We start from the raw sequence: 18,646 nt of genomic DNA on the forward strand, positions 1-18,646 counted from the left end.
GCGAGCCGGAATATCTGAAAAAGGCCGCCGCGACCTGGCACGGCCAATGGTGGAAACAGGGCGGCGGCGGCACCGTGTGGGACGCGATGGCCTATGATCCCGCGCTCGATCTGCTCTACATCGGCGTCGGTAACGGCAGCCCGTGGAACCAGCTCTACCGCTCCGAGGGGAAAGGCGACAATCTCTATCTGTCCTCGATCGTCGCGATCCACGCCAAGACCGGCGAATATGCCTGGCATTATCAGACCACGCCGGGCGAAAGCTGGGATTTCACCGCCACCCAGCACATCATCCTGGCCGATGTGACGATCGACGGAAAGCCCAGGAAGGTGCTGATGCAGGCACCCAAGAACGGCTTCTTCTACGTGCTCGACCGCACCGACGGGAAACTGATCTCGGCGCGCAATTTCGTCCCGGTGAACTGGGCCAGCGGCATCGACATGCGGACGGGGCGCCCGATCGAGAATCCCGCGGCGCGCTATTACAAGACGGGCAAGCCGTTCATTGGCTCCCCCGGCGCGACCGGCGCGCATAGCTGGCAGCCGATGGCGTTCGATCCCAAGACCGGGCTGGTCTTCATCCCCGCCAATCTCGCCGCTTTCCCCTATATCCCCGATCCGGCGTGGAAACCGGCGAAGCTGGGGTTCAACGTCGGGGTCGATATGGGCAAGGCGGCGATGCCGGCCGATGCCGCCGCGCGCAAGGCCGCGCTCGCCGCGACGACCGGCGCGCTCATCGCCTGGGATCCCGTGGCGCAGAAGGAGCGCTGGCGCGTCTCGTTCAAGGGGCCGTGGAACGGCGGGGTGCTCGCCACCGCCGGCGGCCTCGTCTTCCAGGGCAATGCCGCCGGCGAATTCGCTGCCTATGCCGCGGCGGACGGGAAGAAATTATGGTCGTTCCCGGCGCAGACCGGGATCGTTGCGCCGCCGATGAGCTATGAGCTCAATGGCCAGCAATATGTCGCGGTGCTCGCCGGCTGGGGCGGCGTCTGGGCGCTCGCGCCGGGCGTGCTGATCGACAAGAGCGGGCCGGTGCGCAACATCAGCCGCCTGTTGGTGTTCAAGGTCGGCGGCAAGGCGCAGCTTCCCGCTCCGCCCGCGCTGGAGAAAGCGCCGCTCGATCCTCCCGCCTCGACCGCCGCGCCCGATGTGATCGCGGCGGGCGGCGAACACTTCGGCCGCTTCTGCGGCGTATGCCACGGCGATGCCGCGGTCGGCGGCGCGCTGGTGCCCGATCTCAGGCGCAGCGGGGTGCTCAACGACGCGACGACCTGGCAGCAGATCGTCCACGACGGGCTGCTGAAGGACAATGGCATGGTCAGCTTTGCCGGCGTAATGTCCGCCCCGGAGATCGAGACGATCCGCCAATATGTCATCAAGCGTGCCAATGAGGACAAGGCGCTGGAGCGCGCGTCCGCGCCCAAGACGCGCTGAAACCACGAAGGAATATCCAATGCCCATCGATCCCGCCAAGGTCGCCGCGATCGACGTCCACGTCCACGCCGAAGTCTCATGCCACGATCCGGAAGACCCGGTGATGGCCGAATTCTTCGACGCGGCCTCGACCTATTTCAAGGCCGACCGCAAGCGCCCGACGATCCCCGAGACGATCGCTTATTACCGCGAGAAGAACATCGCCTTCTGCCTGTTCACGGTCGATGCCGAATGCGGCATGGGGGCCAAGCGGATCAGCAATTACGAAGTCGCGGAAATCGCCGCGCAGCACGACGATATCGTCATCCCCTTTGCCTCGATCGATCCGCACAAAGGCAAATATGGCGCGCGCGAGGCGCGCGACCTGATCGAGAATTATGGGGTCAAGGGCTTCAAGTTCCACGGCATCGCGCAGAATGCGCACCCCGCCGATCGCATCGCCTATCCGATCTATGAGGTGATCGCCGAATATGGCCTGCCCGCGATCTTCCACACCGGGCATTCGGGGATGGGCACCGGGATGCCGGCGGGCGGCGGGCTGCGGCTCAAATATGGCCAGCCGATGCTGATCGACGACGTTGCGGTCGATTTCCCGACGATCAAATTCATTCTCGCGCACCCGAGCTGGCCGTGGACCGACGAAAGCCTGTCGATGGCGCTGCACAAGGACAATGTATTTATCGACTTGTCCGGCTGGTCGCCGAAATATTTCCCCAAGCAGGTGATCCAATATGCCAACACCCAGCTCAAACATAAGATGATGTTCGGATCGGACTGGCCGCTGATCCGCCCGGAAAAATGGATCGACGCCGCGCGTGAGGCCGGCTTCCGCGACGAGGTGCTGCCGCTGATCATGAAGGATAATGCCGCGCGGGTACTGGGGCTCGGCTGAGATGGCGCCGTTCGATTGGCAGCGGCGATGAACGATCTCGCCGGCCGTCACATCCTCGTCACCGGCGCCTCCTCGGGGATCGGGCGCGCGACCGCGCTGCTGCTGGCGGAACGCGGTGCGCGCGTATCGCTGATCGCGCGCCGCGCCGCCGCGCTGGCGGCGGTGCGCGCGGCGATCGAAGGCGAGAGCTTCGCCGCGCCCGCCGATGTCGGCGACCCCGCGGCGTTGCTTGCCGCGATCGATGCGGCGGAACGCGCGCTCGGCCCGGTCGACGGGTTGTTCGCGAATGCCGGCACCGGGGGCGCCTTCGCTCCCTTCGCCGATTATGACGATGCGGCCTTCGAGGAGGTGCTGCGCATCAACCTGCTCGCCCCGTTCCGCGCGATGAAGCGCGTGCTGCCGGGGATGATCGCACGGCGGTGCGGCGCGATCCTCGTCACCGGCAGCCTGGCGAGCGTGCGCGGCATGGCGCATAATCCCGGCTATGTCGCGGCCAAGCACGGGCTGCTCGGGCTCGCCCGCGCCGCCGCGCTGGAAGCCGCGCCGCACGGGGTGCGCGTCAATTGCATCATCCCCGGCTTCATCGAAACCGAGATGCTCGCGAACCTCGGCCCTGACGCGCACGACGCGATGCGCGCGCGCACCCCGCAAGGCCGCACCGGCACTGCGGCGGAATTGGCCGAGGTCGCCGCCTTCCTCCTCTCCGACGCGGCGAGCCACGTCACCGGGCAGAGCTGGGCGGTCGACGGCGGCATTCTCGATACGCTGACGCTTTAGGGATCGGCTGCTTTACTTCAGCGCCACCCGGTCTCGCACCGGGGCGCCGGGCCGCGCCCGCCACGATCAGCCGCGCGCGAATCGTTTGCGTTACATACTAATTCGATTATGGTCCGCCGGGTGGGAACCGGCCCCGGCCAGCGTGCGGGGGCCTCGCAGGAGAGGATTTGATGGCCAGGAATCTCGAAGACGTGCTCAACGCGGCGGGCAATACCGTCGACATGCTGCGCAACTCGCAGCTCGGCGCCTATGTCTATCCCGTCGTCGCCCCGGAGTTTCACAACTGGCGCTCCGAACAATGGGCGTGGCAGCATTCGGCGGTGCTGTTCGATCAGTCGCACCATATGGTGAACCTGTATCTGCGCGGCCGCGATGCGCTGAAATTGCTTACCGATACGATGATCAACTCGCCCAAGGGGTGGGAACTCAACAAGGCCAAGCAATATGTGCCGACGACGCCTTACGGCCATGTCATCGGCGACGGCATCATCTTCTGGCAGGAGCCGGAGGAATTCTGCTACGTCGGCCGCGCGCCAGCCTCGAACTGGCTGCGCTATCATGCCGAGACGGGCGGCTATGACGTCGCGGTCGAGCTCGACGACCGCTCGCCGATGCGGCCGATGGGCAAGCCGGTCAGCCGCTCGGTGTGGCGCTTCCAGATTCAGGGGCCGAACGCCTGGGCGATCATCGAGAAGCTCAACGGCGGCCCGCTCGAAAAGCTCAAATTCTTCAACATGAGCACGATGAACATCGCCGGCCACACCGTGCGCACGCTGCGCCACGGCATGTCGGGCGCGCCGGGGCTCGAGATCTGGGGCCCCTATGCCGAGCAGGAGGAGATCCGCGCCGCGATCCTCGAGGCAGGGCGTGAATTCGGCATCGTGCCGTGCGGCAGCCGCGCCTATCCGTCGAACACGCTGGAATCGGGCTGGATCCCCTCCCCGCTCCCGGCGATCTACACCGGCGACAAGCTGAAGGGCTATCGCGAGTGGCTCGGCGCCGACAGCTATGAGGCGACCGGGTCGATCGGCGGCAGCTTCGTCTCCGACAATATCGAGGATTATTATCTCAACCCGTGGGAATTGGGCTATGGCCCGTTCGTCAAGTTCGACCATGATTTTCACGGCCGCGAGGCGCTGGAGAAGCTTGATCCGGCGGCGCAGCGCACCAAGGTGACGCTCGCCTGGCACCCCGAGGACATGGCGAAGATCATGGCCTCGCTGTTCGATCCCGATGGCGAGCAATATAAGTTCTTCGACGTGCCGCTCGCCAATTACGCCTCGTCGAACTACGATCGCGTGATCGATGCGAGCGGACGGACGGTCGGCGTGTCGATGTTTACCGGCTACAGCTACAACGAGAAGCAAGCCCTGAGCCTCGCGACGATCGATCCGACGATCCCGGTCGGCACCGAGCTTCGCGTCGTGTGGGGCGAAGAGAACGGCGGCACACGCAAGACCACGGTCGAACCGCACAAGCAGATCGAGGTACGCGCGATCGTCAGCCCGGTGCCCTATTCGCGCGTCGCGCGCGAGACCTATCATCAGGGCTGGCGCACCGCCGCCGAGGCGTGAGGTGACCGATTACGTTCTGGTCCACGGCGCGTGGGGCGGCGGCTGGAGTTACGACCGGCTGGCCGCCGACCTGCGCGGCGCGGGCCATCGCGTTCTCGTCGCCGCGCTGACCGGGCTCGGTACGCGTGCCGATGAGCTGACGCCGGCGATCGACTTGTCCCGCCACATCGGCGATGTAGTGGAGCAAGTCGAGGCGGCGGGGTTCGACCGGTTCGTGCTCGCCGCGCACAGCTATGGCGGGATGGTGGCGACCGGCGTCGCCACCCGGCTCGGCGCGCGGATCGATGCCTTGGTCTATATCGACGCCTTCCTGCCGGGAGACGGCCAGTCGCTGTGGGACATCACCGGCGACTGGGAGCATAAACAGTATATCGACGGCCAGCGCGATCGGCCAGGATGCGTCGCGCCGCTGCCGGGGCTGGAGCGCGACGCGCGGCTCGGGCGGCACCCGCTGCTCACCTTGCTCGAGCCGGTGCGCTTCACGGGCGCGGAGGCGGCGGTGAAGCGGCGCCTCTATGTGTTCGCCGAAAGCTGGTCCCCGACGCCCTTCGTGCGCTTCCACGATATGGTGGCCGCCGATCCTGGCTGGGAAGTCCATCGCGCCGATGCGGGGCACGACGTCATGGCCGATCAGCCGGCGCAATTGCTGCGGATCATGCTGGGCGCGGGCGAGCCGTCGTAAACCGACGGGTGACCGGTTCGTCCTTCGATAAGCTCAAGGCGAACCGGTCATGTTTGCGCGCGACGCGCTATCCCCGCTCCGCTCCATGCTGCGCCAGCTGCTCATCGAACACCGGATTGCCGAGCAGGAAGCCGATCGCTTCCGCGCGCGCTGCATTGACCGGTTCGTCGGGCATCGAGGCGAGGATCGCGTCGAAACGGGTGCGCATACCGGGGGCGAATTCGGGATGGGTGAGGATATAAAGATCGTTGCGGCGGATGCCGGCGAGCACGCGCTCCCCCACTTCGTCCGCGCTCATCCACAAGGGCGAGACCTCGCGCTTCCCGAGCTGCTGCTCGCGCGCGATATAGCCGCTGTCGTGCCGGTAACGATCCGGGCGCAGCTCGCCCGAGGCGGCGATATTGCTCTGCACCGGACCGGGCAGGAAGGCGGAGACGCCGATATTGTCCGGCGCCAGCTCCCCGCGGATCGCCTCCGACAAGCCGAGCACCGCGGCCTTGGCCGCGGTATAGGTCGCGGAGAAGGAGATCGGGATCAGCGCCGATTGCGAAGAGGTGGTGACGATCTGCCCGCCCTCGCCATGCGCGCGGATGCGCGGCAGGATCGTGACGAGACCGTTGACCACGCCCCCGAAATTGACCCCCATCGCCCAATCCCAGTCGTCATATTTGGTCTCGGTGATCGGCCCCATGACGCCGACGCCGGCATTGCCGATCAGCATGTGGATAGCGCCGAAACGCGCCTCGGCGCGGTCCGCGGCGCGCGCATAACCCTCGCGATCGGTGACATCGAGCTGGACGGTCTCCACCTGCGCATCCGCGCCGAGCGAGGCGCGCGCCTCGTCCAGCGCGCTTTCGCGAATGTCGGCGATCACCACATTCGCGCCCGCGGTCACCAGCGCGCGGGCGATGCCCAGCCCGATGCCGTTCGCGCCGCCGGTGATGAACGCCGTCCGCCCGCGCACCTCCGCCATCGGCGCGCGCTTTGCCTCAGCCTCTCCAGTCATTCGCTTCCTCTCCGTTTTTTCTCAGTGTTTCAGCCCGAGCATCGCCCGCGTCTCCCCGACGCTCGCGACATCGCCGCCCAGCCGCTCGATCAGTTCGACCGCCCAGCGCACCTGCGCGGCATTGTCCTCGGCGAGCCGCCCGCGCCGCAGATAGATCGTATCCTCGAACCCGACGCGGACATTGCCGCCGAGAAGCACCGCCTGCGCCGCCATCGGGAAGGAGTGGCGGCTGACCCCGAACCCCGTCCAGCGCGCGCCGCGCGGAATCTGGTTGCGGGCATAGACCATCGCCTCGGTAGTCGCAGGAAGGCCGTATTTGGTGCCGAGCACGAAGGAATAAGGCGCATGCGCCGGCAGCGCGCGCTTCGCCATCAGATCGTCGGCGAAGACGAAATCGCCCGCCTCGAAACATTCGATCTCGGGCAGCACGCCGGCATCCTGGATCATCTGCCCCATGCGGGTGATCATCGGATCGAGGTTAATCGCCACCCCGCCCCACAGGTTCATCGTGCAGATATCGAGCGTACACATATCGGGCTTGAGATCGAGGATATGCTCCAGTCGGCGCTCGGCGGTGAACATCAGCGTCCCCGGCCCGCACACCGCCGGATCGTCCGGGCTCTGCATCCAGGTGCAGCCGGGGCCGGTGGTGACGTTGAGGATCACCGCGTCGTTGCCGGCGCGGATCAGCCCGACCACCTCGCGATAATCGTCGAGCGACTGGCTCGGCGCGCCCGTCTCGCGATCGCGCACATGCAGGTGGATGATCGTCGCCCCCGCCTCCGCCGCCGCCAGCGCCTCCGCCGCGACATGATCGGGGCGGAACGGGAAATTGGGATGATCGGGCAAGGGCGAGCTGCCGGTGACGGCACAGGTGATGAAGGTCTTCTCGGCCAAAAACGCTCTCCTGTCGAACCGCCGTTTCGCGGGGAGTCGCAGAAGCCGGCGGATGCGACTAGACGGTTCCATCTGCCATCATTGGAAGTAACGGGATAAGCATGGCGCATAGGGAGGAATTATCGCGGTTCCTGAAGGCGGCGCGGTCGCGCCTGTCGCCGGGCGACGTCGGGCTGCCGGCGGGCGAGCGACGGCGGACCAAGGGGCTGCGCCGTGAGGAAGTCGCCGCGCTCGCCGGGATGAGCGTCACCTGGTACACCTGGTTCGAGCAGGGCCGCGACGTCCAGCTATCGGTGCCGATGCTCGAACGGCTCGGCCGCACGCTGCGGCTCGACACCAACGAGCGCGAATTCCTGTTCGCGCTGGCGCAGCATCGCCCGCCACCGCTGGAAACCCAGATCGACGAGGAGATCCGCCCGGCGACCCAGCATATGATGGACAGCCTGTCGATCCCGGCGCTGGTGATCGTCGAGGATTGGACGGTGATCGGCTGGAACCAGCTGATCGCGCGCGCCTTCCGCGATTACGGTCCGTTGCCGCGCGCGGAGCGCAATCTGTTCAAGATCCTGCTGCTCGACGAGCGCTACCGCACCGACGCCGATCATTTTCGCGAAATGGCGCGTCGGCTCGTCGCGCGGTTCAAATGGGATTACAGCCGCACCTCCAAACCGGAGATATTCGACGAGATCATCGCCGAGATGATGGAAGGCTCCGCCCTGTTCCGCGAATATTGGCAGGAGTCCGAAATCCTGCCCTATTTCGAGCATGTCAACATCGCGATGATGCCCGAGGTGGGGGACATCACCTTCTGGCATTCATCCTATGCGGTGGAAGGCGCGCCGGGGCAGCGGCTGATCCTGTTCGCCCCGCGCGATCCGGCCAGCGCGGCGCGGCTGGCGCGGCTCGCGGAGAGCGTGCGGCGGTGAACCCCGTCCCCAACGGGGATCATCGGAAATAGGCGATCGCGCGGAATTCGTAGCTTTCGCGGGTCACGGCGTCGGGCCGCGTGGTATCGTGAAAAGCGGTGTGCGGCGCGCGCCATGCGCGGCCGTGATCGCTGTCGTGGAACTTGATGAAAATCACCTCGTCTGCAGTCATGTCGGGGAAATACCACCAGCGATGCGCGGGATTGTGGTGGAAGATCGTCGCCGCGCTCATCGCCTCCTCGCCCTCGATCGGGGCGTAGAGCGCGTCCCCCTCGGGTGTCTCGTCGACATCGACCTTGACGTTGGCGACCGCATCCTCGTCCCCGACGCTGCGGCAATCACATAGCGCGAGCGGCCAATCCTGCGGCGGCGGGGAGAAGGTGCGCCACAGGCTGAAGCAGATGAAGCGGCTGTAGCCGGCGCCGCCGGGCACGGCGCGGTCATAGAGCGCGCGCGCCACGCGGTGCGCGGTCGCGGTGTTGAAATCGACATGCGCCTCGGCGGCGGGCGGCTGGACGCTCGCGCCGCTGATGACGGGAGAGCGCAATTGTCCGCCCATCGGCAGCACCAGATCGCAGCCGGTGAGCGCCTTCGCCACCGCCGCCACTTCGTCGGGATAATCGCGCACCGCCGCCGCATCGCGAAAATCGCGGACCGCGCTGCGATGCCGCGCGATCGCGAAGCCGTGGGTGTCGAGCGTGAACGGTTCCGGTGCGAGCCGCGCGTTGCGGATCGTGACCGGATAGGGGGCATAGACCCCGGTATTCACCTCCCGCCCCGGCGCCCAGAACCGCCGGTTGATGCGCGACGTCGGGACCAGATAGTCGATCACGGTCTCGATCGCGTCGCCCGCGCGGCTCCGGTCGGTGATCACGCCAGGATATTCCGGCCCTGTTTCACCGTTTTCGCCTCCATCTCCTCGGGCTTGGGCGGTTCGGGGACGTTGAGCCCGCGCTGGACCGCGGGACGCGCCGCGATCGTATCGCGCCAGCGTTGCAGATGATCGAGGCCGTCGATCGGTATCTGTGCCCAGTCCGCCCCGCGCACCCAGGGGAAACAGGCGATGTCGGCGATCGAATATTCCCCCGCGAGATAGTCGCGGGTGGCGAGCCGCGCATCCATCACCTCCAGCAACCGCCGGCTCTCGCGCACATAGCGATCGATCACCGCCGGCAGCTTTTCCTCGAAATAGCGGTTGAAGACGGTCGCCTGCCCCATCATCGGCCCGAGCCCGGCCATCTGCCACATCACCCATTGGATGACGGTGCTGCGTCCTTGCGCGTCGGCGGGCAGGAAGCGGCCGAACTTTTCCGCCAGATAGATCAGGATCGCCCCGGATTCGAACACCGCGAAGCCGCCCGCATCGTGATCGACCAGGGTCGGGATGCGTCCGTTGGGATTGAGCGCGACATACCAATCCTCTTTCTGCACGCGATCGGTGAGCGAGATCGGCGTCACCTTATAAGGCACGCCGAGCTCCTCCAGCATGATCGCGGCCTTCCAGCCGTTCGGCGTTTCCGAGGTCAGCAGTTCGAGCATGTTTCTCTCCGTAAGTCGTCACGATGAAGCATCCCCCCAGGGCCCGGGCAAGCGCAGCGGATATGCTGTCATTGGGGCTGATAGTATCGCCACATGACTTGCGGCACGCGCGCCTGCCCGCCACCCCGGTGCCGATAATTGGAGAGGAACAAGCGCCGATGTTGACGCTCTACAGCTTCGGGCCGGCGGCCAATTCGTTGAAGCCGCTGCTCGCGCTCTACGAGAAGGGGCTGGCATTCACGCCGCGCTTCATCGATCCGCGCCGGTTCGAGCATCACGAGGATTGGTTCAAGCGGATCAACCCGCGCGGGCAGGTGCCGGCGCTCGATCACGACGGCCATATCGTCACCGAATCGACCGTGATCTGCGAATATCTGGAAGACGCCTTCCCCGATGCGCCGCGGCTGCGCCCGACCGACCCGCTGGCGATCGCCGAGATGCGCGTGTGGACCAAATGGGTCGACGAATATTTCTGCTGGTGCGTCTCGACGATCGGCTGGGAACGGATGATCGGCCCGATGGCGCGCGCCTTGTCCGACGAGGAATTCGAGGAGAAGGTGAAGCGCATCCCCGTCGTCGAGCAGCAGGTGAAATGGCGCAACGCGCGCGCCGGTTTTCCCAAAGAGGTGCTCGACGAGGAAATGCGCAAGATCCGCTTCTCGATCGACCGGCTGGAGAAGCGCCTGTCAGAAAGCGAATGGCTGGCGGGCGACCAATATACGCTCGCCGATATCTGCAATTTCGCGGTCGCCAACGGGATGCAGCACGGCTATGCCGATATCGTCAACCGCGAGGCGACGCCGCATCTGGTGGCGTGGATCGAGCGGATCAACGCGCGCCCTGCCGCGCGCGAGATGTTCGCCCGCTCGCAGACCGAAATGCCCGATCGCCGGCCGGCGCCCGCGCCTGCTGCCTGAGGAGCGACGATGGCCTGGAACGACGAACCCGCGACCGGCGCGCTGCGCATGTATCACATCCCCGGCTGCCCCTTTTCCGAGCGGGTCGAGCTGCTGCTCGATCTCAAGGGGCTGGGCGACGTGATGGCCGATCACGAGATCGACATCTCCCGCCCGCGCCCCGACTGGCTGCTGCGCCGCACGCGCGGCACCACCGCGCTGCCCGCGCTCGAGCTGGAGAATGGCGAGACGCTGAAGGAAAGCATGGTCATCATGCGCTATATCGAGGATCGCTTCCCCGAGCGCCCGGTGGCGCGGCGCGATCCCTTCGAACATGCCGTCGAGGCGATGCTGTGCGCGACCGACGGGCAATTCACCGGCGCGGGCTATCGCATGATCCTCAACCGCGATGCGGCGAAGCGCGCCGAGCATCGCGCCGAGGTGGATGCGCAATATGCCCGGCTGGACGATTTCCTCCGCCATTATGCCCCCGATCGCGATTTCCTGTTCGATCGCTTCGGCTGGGCCGAGGTGGCGTTCACGCCGATGTTCAAGCGGCTGTGGTTCCTGGAATATTATGAGGAATACGCGGTCCCCGCACAGTTGACGCGCGTCCTGCGCTGGCGCGAGGCGTGTCTTTCGCATCCCGCGGCGCAGCGGCACCACAGCCACCGCGAGTTGATGACGCTCTATTATGATTACACCCAGGGTTGCGGCAACGGCCGCATCCCCGAAGGCCGCACGCTATCGAGCTTCACGCTCGATCCGGCGTGGGACACGCGCCCGATGCCGCCGCGCGACAAATGGGGCCCGCCCGCCACCGACGCCGAGCTTGGCCTGCTCCCGGCCTGATCCCTTTTCTTTTCGAGGACCATGACATGAAGAGCTATCCGCAGCTTTATATCGACGGCCGCTGGACCGACAGCAAGGGCGGGCGCCGCCACATCGTCATCAACCCCGCGACCGAGCAGCCTGCGAGCGAGATCGTGCTCGGCACCGCGGCCGATGTCGACGATGCGGTCGTCGCCGCGCGCCGCGCCTTCGACAGCTTCAGCCAGACGAGCAAGGCCGATCGCATCGCGCTGCTCCAGCGGGTGATCGAGGAATATCAGAAGCGCATCCCCGACATCGCCGAGGCGATCGCGATCGAGATGGGATGCCCGATCAGCGTGGCGCGGACGGCGCAGGCCGGCTCGGGGCTGGGGCATCTCGCCAATGCGCTCAAGGCGCTCGAGGAATATGACTTCGCCGAGGCGATCGGCGACAATCTGGTGGTGCGCGAGCCGATCGGGGTGGTGGCGCTGATCACGCCGTGGAACTGGCCGATGAACCAGATCGTCGCCAAGGTCGGCCCGGCGCTCGCCGCCGGCTGCACGATGATCCTCAAGCCCTCCGAGGAAGCCCCCAGCTCCGCCGCGATCTTCGCCGAGGTGATCGACGCGGCGGGGGTGCCGGCGGGCATCTTCAACCTGGTGCAGGGCGACGGCGAGGGTGTCGGCACCGCACTGGCGCGGCATCCCGATATCGATATGGTGAGCTTCACCGGCTCGACCCGCGCCGGAATCGCGGTGGCCAAGAACGCCGCCGACACGGTGAAGCGCGTCGCGCAGGAGCTGGGCGGCAAATCCCCCAATATCATCCTCGAAGGCGCGCCGCTCGATCAGGCGCTGCCCGGCGGCGCGGGCGGGGTGCTGCTCAATTCGGGGCAAAGCTGCGTCGCGCCGACGCGGATGCTGGTCCACCGCTCGCAGCATGACGAGGCGGCGCGGATCGTGGGCGAGATATTCGCCGCCAAGCCGGTCGGCGATCCGCTGGCCGAGGGCGACCATATCGGCCCGGTGGTCAACCAGCGCCAATGGGAACGCATCCAGCGCCTGATCCAGCAGGGCATCGACGAGGGCGCGACCGTCGCGGCCGGCGGCCCCGGCCGGCCCGACGGGCACGACATCGGCTATTATGTGAAGCCCACCGTCTTCGCCAATGTCACCCCCGAGATGACCGTCGCGCGCGAGGAGATTTTCGGCCCGGTGCTGGTGATCATGCCCTATGAGGACGAGGCCGACGCGATCCGCATCGCCAACGATACGCCTTACGGGCTCGGCGCCTATATCGCGGGCGATCCGGCGAAGGCGAAGACGATCGTCGGCAAGCTGCGCGCCGGCGCGGTGTTCGTCAACGCGGGCGGGCTCGCCTTCGACATGCCGTTCGGCGGGTATAAGCAATCGGGCAACGGGCGCGAATTCGGCAAATTCGGGCTGGAGGAATTCCTCGAGGTGAAATCGGTGATCGGGAAACTGCCGGCGTAAAGGCGGCTAGAGCCCCTCCCCTTCAGGGGAGGGGTTGGGGTGGGGGAGTCACGAGTCACGAGCGGACGGTCTCGGTGAGACCCCTACCCCACCCCCCGCCCCTCCCCTGAAGGGGAGGGGTTTTTCCTTTCGACTCAATAATTCGACAGGATCGCGAGGCTGCGGCTGTCGAGCGGTTTGCCGGCGCGTTTCAGCGCGAGTTCGCGTATGCGGGTCTTGGCCTGCATCTCTTTGAGATAGGCGTGGACGGCGGCGGCGTCCGCCTTCGTCAGCACGTCGTCCCAGCGTGGCATCCCGGCGTCCTTGAGCGCGCCTTCCAGCACGATGCGGTCGAACATCGCATGCACTGCGCCGTCCAGCCGCCGCAGATCGGGGGCGGTGGAGCGCGGCTGGTTGGAATGGCAGATCGCGCAATTCTGGAAGAATATTTGCTGCCCGTGCGCGATCACCGCCGCGGTGGTGCCGGCGGCCTGCGGCGGCGGCGCGGGCGCGACCTCCAGCGGCGGTAAGGGCGCAGGCTTGGGCACCGCCCCGCCGCCGAGCTTGAAGACGATCAGCCGGTTGGCATTGCCGTAGCGATAGGCCGCCGAATAATCCGGCACATAGGGCCAGCCCCCGCCACCGAAGCCGGTCGCGACCGCGATATATTGCACCCCCTTTACGCGATAGGTCATCGGCGCGGCCATGATCGAGCTGCCGGTGTCGATCGCCTTCAGCGCCCGCCCGGTGCCGGCATCGCGCGCGACCAGCCGGCCATCGAGCATGCCGTGGAACACCAGCCCGCTCGCGGTGGCAAGCACGCCGCCGCGATCCTGCCACCCGCCGGTGGGCACCGCCCAGCGTGTCTTGCCGGTGAGCGGGTCGATCGCGCGGATTTCAGCCGAATAGGGCTTTTCGCGCACCCATTTCATCTCCGGCAATGCCTCCACCGCGGCGCGCACCGGCGGCGGCAGCGTGGGGAGCGCCTCGACGAGATCGGGGGTGAAGATCAGCGCCGCGCCGGTGTTGAGCGCCTTCGCGCGGCGCGGCGGCGCGCCGCTGACCGTCGGGAAGATCAGATTGCCCATGTCGAGCACCGAGGCGAAATACAGCCCGCGCGCCGGATCCCACGCCCCCGGCATCCAGTTGCGCGCACCGGGCGAGCCGGGGAAGACGATCTTCGGCCCCTGCCAATAGGCCGATCCCGCCGGGGTCAGCCGCGGCCGCCCGGTCTTGAGGTCATAGCCCGACGCCCAGCTCGTCCGCACCAGCGCAGTGGCCGCCAGCGGCTTTCCCGTCTCGCGATCGATCACATAGAGGAAGCCGTTCTTCGGCGCGTGGATGATCACCGGGCGGCGGCGCCCGTCCACCGCCAGCTCGGTGAGGATCATCGGCTGGGTCGCGGTATAATCCCAGCTATCGCCGGGCGTTTCCTGATAATGCCATTTCAGCCGCCCGCTTTTGCGGTCGAGCGCGACGATCGAGGAGAGATAGAGATTGTCCCCGCCCTTCGGCGACCGTTCGGCGATCGAATAAGGCCCGCCGTTGCCGACGCCGACATAGAGCGTGTCAGCCGCCGCATCATAAGCGATCGCATCCCAGGCGGTGCCGCCGCCGCCGATATCCCAGCGGCTCGCCGGATCCCATGTCTTGAGCGCGGCATCCAGCGCGGGGCTTTCCTGCGGCCCCTGTTTCGGATCATGCGGGACGGTGAAGAAGCGCCACGCCGCCTTGCCGTCGGCGATGCGATAGGCGGTGACATAGCCGCGAGTATCATATTCCGCGCCGGCATTGCCGATCACCACCAGATCGCCGGCCACTTCGGGCGCGCCGGTGATCGTATAGCCGCGCGTACGATCGGTGATCGTATCGACCTTCCACGCGACCTTCCCCGTCTTGGCGTCGAGCGCATAGAGCCAGCCGTCGAGCGCCCCGACGATCACCTTGCCCGCCGCCACCGCGACCCCGCGATTGACCATGTCGCAACACGCGGCGCGCGCCGCCTGCATGTCGAGATCGGGGGTGAAGCTCCACAATTCGCGCCCGCTCGCTGCGTCGAGCGCATAGACGCGCCCGGCCTGGCCGCTGGTATACATCACCCCGTCGATCACCACCGGGGTCGCTTCCTGCCCACGCCCGGTGCCGAGATCATAGGCCCAGGCGAAGCCGAGCGTGCCGACGTTCGCCGGGGTGATCTCGCCGAGGCGGGAGAAATGCGTCTTCCCCGCATCCCCGCCCGGCGTGGGCCAGTCGTCCCCCGCCCCGGCGGCGGTGTCGCTGCCGCTCCGCGCGCAGCCGGCGAGGCCGATCAGCGCCAGCGCGACGATCCACCCCCGCCTCATGCCGGCCAGCTCGTGCGCTGCGCCAGCATCACCTCACGCAGCGTCTTGGGCGTGCGGCCGGTGATCCGCGCGACATGATCGGTCACGCGATCGAAGAAGCCCTCGCGGATCGACTGGCCGAACGTCACCATATCGTCGCTGCTCCACGGGATCGGGCCGTCGGGTATAATGTCCGACGCATGGCGCGGCACGCCGAGCGAATCGAAATAGGCGAACATCCCCTGGTCGTCGGTCGGCGCCACCGCCAGCGGCCGCCCGGCAATCTCGCCCGCCAGCGCCAGCGCCTCGGGAATCGTGAACAGCTCGGGGCCGGTGAGATCATAGGCGCGGTTCTCGTGGCCGTCCTGCGTCAGCACGCCGACCGCGGTGGCGACGCAATCGTCACGCGACACGAACGCCACCCGTCCCGCCCCGCAATTGTCCGGCTTGGGCTGGCCCGACAGCAGCACGGGGATCACCATCGGCCCCGCGACCGCCTCGGCATATTGGCTGTCGCGCAGGAAGGTCCATGTCGCGCCGGATGCCTCGATGATCTCCTCGGTCGCGCGGTGATCGTTCTTGACGATCGCCGGATTGTCGGGCGCGTCGGCCCCGAGGAGCGAGGTATAGACGATATGCCGCACGCCGGCCGCGACCGCCGCCGCGACCGCGTTGCGATGCTGGCCGACGCGGCTACCGACCCGCGCGGTGCTAATCAGCAGCATCCGTTCCGCCCCGGCGAAAGCGGCGGGCAAAGTCGCCGGATCGTCGAAATCGGCGTGCCGCACCGATGCACCGCGCGCCGCGAAATCCGCCAGTCGCGCCGGGGTGCGCGACAGCAGGATCAGATCGCCCGGTGCGATCCGTTCCAGCAGCATTGCCGCCGCCGCCCCGCCAAAGGCGCCGGACGCGCCGGTGACCACGATCTTCACGCTATCCCCTCCTGCCACTCTTGCCGATGATACTAACGATTGTTATTGTTGTGGCAAGGGAGAGGATGATGGCCGACGTGGCATTGGAAGACCGTATCGCGCTGCAGGATCTGATCGCCGCCTATAGCTGGGCGCTCGATACCGGCGATGTCGAAGGACTGGTCGCCTGCTTCACCGCCGATGCGCGGATGGTGGAGGAAGTGTTCGAGGACCCCGACGTGTGGGAGGGGCATGACGGCATCCGCGCGCTCGCCGCGCATTATTTCAACGCCCCCGGCTTTCCCGGCCGCCAGCATCATGTGACGCAGGTGCAATATCTGCCGCAGGACGACGGCAGCGTGCGGCTGCGCGCCTTCGCCTTCGTCACCGAATGCGACGGCGAGCCGCCCTATCTGCTGCGCTTCACCGGCTGGTATCAGGATCATGCGGTGAAGGGCGCCGACGGCCGCTGGCGCTTCCGCAGCCGCATCGTACGGCTGTGGGACGGTGAGGTGCTGAAGAACTTCCCCGGCCGGGGCGAGTGGACTCCGCGCAAGCGCCCCGAATCGCTGCGGATCAGACAGCAGCAGCCCGCCAACTGACACGCATTACCCGATCCCACGGAGACAGCATGGCCAACACCCAGCCCGACGGCGTCCGCCTCGCCCACCCCGACCGCCTGTTCATCGACGGCGAATGGATCGCGCCGGCCGCGGGCGGGACGATCGCCATCGTCTCCCCGCATAACGAGCAGCTCGCCGCGATCGTCGCCGAGGCGCGCGAGGCCGATATGGATGCGGCGGTCGACGCGGCGCGTCACGCGTTCGACGCCGGGCCGTGGCCGCGGATGCCGGTCGCCGAGCGCGCCGCCGTTCTGCGCCGGATGGCCGACCATTTGCGCGGCCGGCAGGCCGAGCTCGCCGCCGCCTTCGTCGCGCAGATCGGCGCGCTCGCCTCGTTCGCGCCGGTCGCCGCCGCACAGGGGACCGAGACGCTGGCCGGCTATGCCGATATCGGCGAGCGTTACGAATGGGAGACGCGCCGCCCCTCTACGCTCCCGGGCAATCTGTCGGTGCTGGTGCGCGAACCGGTCGGCGTGGTCGCGGCGATCGCGCCGTGGAACATGCCCTATTCGATCATGATCCAGAAGATCGCCCCGGCGCTGATCTGCGGCTGCACCGTCATCATGAAGCCCGCGCCAGAAACCCCGCTCGAAGCCTATCTGATCGCCGAGGCGGCGGCAGCGGCGGGACTGCCGCCGGGCGTACTCAATCTCGTGCCGGCGCATCGCGACGCGGCGGATCACCTCGTGCGGCATCGCGGCGTCGACAAGATCAGCTTCACCGGCTCGACCGTCGCGGGCCGCCGCATCGCCAGCGTCGCGGGGGAACGGATCGCGCGCGTCACGCTGGAACTGGGCGGGAAATCCCCCGCGATCGTGCTCGACGACATGCCCGCCGAGGCCGCGGGCGCGATCCTGGCGCGGACGATCACCGTGCTTTCCGGCCAGGTCTGCGCGATGCTGAGCCGCGCGATCGTCCCGGCGCATCGCGTCGACGCCATCGCGGCGGCGATCGCGGCGGAGATGCAGCGGGTGCGGATCGGCTCCCCGCTCGACCCGGCGACCGAAATGGGGCCGATCGCGATGAAGCGCCAGCTCGAACGGATCGAACATTATGTCGAAACCGGCAAGCGCGAGGGTGCGCGGCTGGTGACCGGCGGCGGGCGACCCGCGCATCTTTCCACCGGCTATTATTTCGAGCCGACGCTGTTCGCCGAGGTCGACAATCAGATGACGATTGCGCGGGAAGAGATTTTCGGCCCCGTCCTCACGCTGATCGCTGCGCGCGACGCCGACCATGCGATCGAGATCGCCAACGACAGCGATTATGGCCTCAATTCCGCGGTGCTCACCAATGATCGCGACGCGGTCTATCGCATCGGCCGGCGGCTGCGCGCGGGCAATGTCGGGCACAACGGCATGAAGGCCGATTTCAGCCTGCCGTTCGGCGGATTCAAGCAGTCTGGCGTCGGTCGCGAGGGCGGCGTCGAAGGATTGATGCCGTATCTGGAGACGAAGGTGATGCAGATCGAGAGCGAGGCGGCGGCTTAGCGGCGTCGCGGCTTAAATCGAAATCCCCCCTCCCCGTTCGCCCTGAGCCTGTCGAAGGGCGGCCCCAACGCTCGAACGGCAGGACGCCCTTCGACAAGCTCAGGGCGAACGGCTTGTATGTTGCGCGACGACGGCGCGGATTTCGATATCAGGGGCGATCCCCCTCCGCCGGCCGAGTACGCTCCATGAACAGCGAGCGGCCCTTTTCGTCGGTCGCCTCCAGCGTGTCGATCAGCGTATCGAGAAAGCGGTCGAGCGCCATCACTTCGTCGGGGCGCAGCGCGGACAGCAGATAATCGCCGACCAGATCGCTTTGCGGCCGCATGATCGCATAGAGCCGCTCGCCCTCCTCGGTCAGCCGCAGCGTCTTGCGCCGGCGGTTGGCGGGATCGCG

The 18,646-nt window shown here is 67.1% G+C and carries 18 protein-coding genes; 11 read left to right on the top strand and 7 right to left on the bottom strand.

Going from position 1 to position 18,646, the window contains the following annotated elements; translation table 11 throughout:
- From BGN95_RS15250 to BGN95_RS15270, 5 genes are all read left to right on the top strand, one after another.
- The coding region (locus tag BGN95_RS15250) for an outer membrane protein assembly factor BamB family protein (RefSeq protein WP_286773185.1) at window positions 1-1,433 on the top strand (1,433 nt) is incomplete at its 5' end.
- A gap of 19 nt (window positions 1,434-1,452) precedes the next feature.
- On the top strand, window positions 1,453-2,325 hold the full coding sequence (locus tag BGN95_RS15255) for an amidohydrolase family protein (RefSeq protein ID WP_179514207.1): 873 nt from the start codon (window positions 1,453-1,455) through the stop codon (window positions 2,323-2,325).
- A 27-nt stretch (window positions 2,326-2,352) separates the two neighbouring features.
- Complete coding sequence (locus BGN95_RS15260) at window positions 2,353-3,102, top strand: SDR family NAD(P)-dependent oxidoreductase (protein ID WP_286773186.1); 750 nt, start codon at window positions 2,353-2,355, stop codon at window positions 3,100-3,102.
- Window positions 3,103-3,272: 170 nt separating this feature from the next.
- Window positions 3,273-4,676: a vanillate/3-O-methylgallate O-demethylase gene (gene ligM / locus BGN95_RS15265; protein ID WP_265311912.1), complete on the top strand. Its 1,404-nt coding sequence runs from the start codon at window positions 3,273-3,275 to the stop codon at window positions 4,674-4,676.
- A gap of 1 nt (window position 4,677) precedes the next feature.
- On the top strand, window positions 4,678-5,358 hold the full coding sequence (locus tag BGN95_RS15270) for an alpha/beta fold hydrolase (protein ID WP_265311911.1): 681 nt from the start codon (window positions 4,678-4,680) through the stop codon (window positions 5,356-5,358).
- 67 nt (window positions 5,359-5,425) lie between these two features.
- Here BGN95_RS15270 and BGN95_RS15275 read toward each other — a convergent pair whose 3' ends face one another.
- The gene (locus BGN95_RS15275; protein ID WP_265311910.1) at window positions 5,426-6,364 is read right to left on the bottom strand and encodes an SDR family NAD(P)-dependent oxidoreductase; all 939 of its coding nucleotides are present in this window, start codon (window positions 6,362-6,364) and stop codon (window positions 5,426-5,428) included.
- A 21-nt stretch (window positions 6,365-6,385) separates the two neighbouring features.
- Window positions 6,386-7,261 carry a beta-keto acid cleavage family enzyme gene (locus BGN95_RS15280; protein WP_286773187.1) on the bottom strand — a complete coding sequence of 292 codons (876 nt, stop codon included), beginning with the start codon at window positions 7,259-7,261 and terminating at the stop codon, window positions 6,386-6,388.
- Window positions 7,262-7,362: 101 nt separating this feature from the next.
- Between BGN95_RS15280 and BGN95_RS15285 the strand changes: the two genes are divergently transcribed.
- On the top strand, window positions 7,363-8,187 hold the full coding sequence (locus BGN95_RS15285) for a helix-turn-helix transcriptional regulator (protein ID WP_265267548.1): 825 nt from the start codon (window positions 7,363-7,365) through the stop codon (window positions 8,185-8,187).
- A gap of 19 nt (window positions 8,188-8,206) precedes the next feature.
- Here the strand turns inward: BGN95_RS15285 and BGN95_RS15290 are convergent, their stop codons facing one another.
- Complete coding sequence (locus BGN95_RS15290) at window positions 8,207-9,061, bottom strand: CmcJ/NvfI family oxidoreductase (protein ID WP_286773188.1); 855 nt, start codon at window positions 9,059-9,061, stop codon at window positions 8,207-8,209.
- Window positions 9,058-9,726 (bottom strand): glutathione S-transferase family protein, encoded by a 669-nt coding sequence (locus BGN95_RS15295; RefSeq protein WP_265311907.1) that lies wholly within the window; start codon window positions 9,724-9,726, stop codon window positions 9,058-9,060. The genes BGN95_RS15290 and BGN95_RS15295 overlap by 4 nt, the downstream gene beginning before the upstream one ends.
- 158 nt (window positions 9,727-9,884) lie before the next feature.
- On the opposite strand from BGN95_RS15295, the gene BGN95_RS15300 reads away from it, so the two are divergent.
- Genes BGN95_RS15300 through BGN95_RS15310 form a run of 3 tightly spaced genes read left to right on the top strand, consistent with a single transcriptional unit; the run spans window position 9,885 to window position 12,928 of the window.
- A complete protein-coding gene (locus tag BGN95_RS15300) occupies window positions 9,885-10,643 on the top strand; it encodes a glutathione S-transferase family protein (RefSeq protein ID WP_265311906.1) in 759 nt (252 codons plus the stop codon).
- Window positions 10,644-10,652: 9 nt separating this feature from the next.
- Window positions 10,653-11,474, top strand: a complete 822-nt coding sequence (locus BGN95_RS15305) for a glutathione S-transferase (protein WP_286773189.1) — start codon at window positions 10,653-10,655, stop codon at window positions 11,472-11,474.
- A gap of 26 nt (window positions 11,475-11,500) precedes the next feature.
- Complete coding sequence (locus tag BGN95_RS15310) at window positions 11,501-12,928, top strand: aldehyde dehydrogenase family protein (protein ID WP_286773190.1); 1,428 nt, start codon at window positions 11,501-11,503, stop codon at window positions 12,926-12,928.
- Between the two features lie 134 nt (window positions 12,929-13,062).
- On the opposite strand, the gene BGN95_RS15315 is transcribed toward BGN95_RS15310, so the two are convergent.
- Together BGN95_RS15315 and BGN95_RS15320 are read right to left on the bottom strand one after the other, a co-directional pair.
- Window positions 13,063-15,249 carry a PQQ-dependent dehydrogenase, methanol/ethanol family gene (locus BGN95_RS15315; protein WP_286773191.1) on the bottom strand — a complete coding sequence of 729 codons (2,187 nt, stop codon included), beginning with the start codon at window positions 15,247-15,249 and terminating at the stop codon, window positions 13,063-13,065.
- Window positions 15,246-16,160 carry an NAD(P)H-binding protein gene (locus tag BGN95_RS15320; protein ID WP_286773192.1) on the bottom strand — a complete coding sequence of 305 codons (915 nt, stop codon included), beginning with the start codon at window positions 16,158-16,160 and terminating at the stop codon, window positions 15,246-15,248. The genes BGN95_RS15315 and BGN95_RS15320 overlap by 4 nt, the downstream gene beginning before the upstream one ends.
- A gap of 68 nt (window positions 16,161-16,228) precedes the next feature.
- On the opposite strand from BGN95_RS15320, the gene BGN95_RS15325 reads away from it, so the two are divergent.
- Together BGN95_RS15325 and BGN95_RS15330 are read left to right on the top strand one after the other, a co-directional pair.
- Window positions 16,229-16,741, top strand: coding sequence for a nuclear transport factor 2 family protein (locus tag BGN95_RS15325; protein ID WP_286773193.1), 513 nt, complete (start codon window positions 16,229-16,231; stop codon window positions 16,739-16,741).
- Window positions 16,742-16,770: 29 nt separating this feature from the next.
- Entirely contained in the window at window positions 16,771-18,252 is a 1,482-nt protein-coding gene (locus BGN95_RS15330; RefSeq protein ID WP_265311900.1) for an aldehyde dehydrogenase, read from the top strand.
- Between the two features lie 148 nt (window positions 18,253-18,400).
- Here BGN95_RS15330 and BGN95_RS15335 read toward each other — a convergent pair.
- A partial coding sequence (locus tag BGN95_RS15335; RefSeq protein WP_286773194.1) for a winged helix DNA-binding protein occupies window positions 18,401-18,646 on the bottom strand: 246 nt, incomplete at its 5' end.

Origin of the sequence: Sphingomonas sp. 66-10 (assembly GCF_001897045.1) — a bacterium.
Lineage (GTDB): Bacteria > Pseudomonadota > Alphaproteobacteria > Sphingomonadales > Sphingomonadaceae > Sphingomonas > Sphingomonas lycopersici.

Coding starts and splice junctions, on each gene's coding strand:
- BGN95_RS15325 (WP_286773193.1), top strand. CDS start 16,229: ATGGCCGACGTGGCATTGGAAGACCGTATCGCGCTGCAGGATCTGATC.
- ligM (WP_265311912.1), top strand. CDS start 3,273: ATGGCCAGGAATCTCGAAGACGTGCTCAACGCGGCGGGCAATACCGTC.
- BGN95_RS15285 (WP_265267548.1), top strand. CDS start 7,363: ATGGCGCATAGGGAGGAATTATCGCGGTTCCTGAAGGCGGCGCGGTCG.
- BGN95_RS15330 (WP_265311900.1), top strand. CDS start 16,771: ATGGCCAACACCCAGCCCGACGGCGTCCGCCTCGCCCACCCCGACCGC.
- BGN95_RS15300 (WP_265311906.1), top strand. CDS start 9,885: ATGTTGACGCTCTACAGCTTCGGGCCGGCGGCCAATTCGTTGAAGCCG.
- BGN95_RS15255 (WP_179514207.1), top strand. CDS start 1,453: ATGCCCATCGATCCCGCCAAGGTCGCCGCGATCGACGTCCACGTCCAC.
- BGN95_RS15310 (WP_286773190.1), top strand. CDS start 11,501: ATGAAGAGCTATCCGCAGCTTTATATCGACGGCCGCTGGACCGACAGC.
- BGN95_RS15315 (WP_286773191.1), bottom strand. CDS start 15,249: ATGAGGCGGGGGTGGATCGTCGCGCTGGCGCTGATCGGCCTCGCCGGC.
- BGN95_RS15260 (WP_286773186.1), top strand. CDS start 2,353: ATGAACGATCTCGCCGGCCGTCACATCCTCGTCACCGGCGCCTCCTCG.
- BGN95_RS15275 (WP_265311910.1), bottom strand. CDS start 6,364: ATGACTGGAGAGGCTGAGGCAAAGCGCGCGCCGATGGCGGAGGTGCGC.
- BGN95_RS15295 (WP_265311907.1), bottom strand. CDS start 9,726: ATGCTCGAACTGCTGACCTCGGAAACGCCGAACGGCTGGAAGGCCGCG.
- BGN95_RS15305 (WP_286773189.1), top strand. CDS start 10,653: ATGGCCTGGAACGACGAACCCGCGACCGGCGCGCTGCGCATGTATCAC.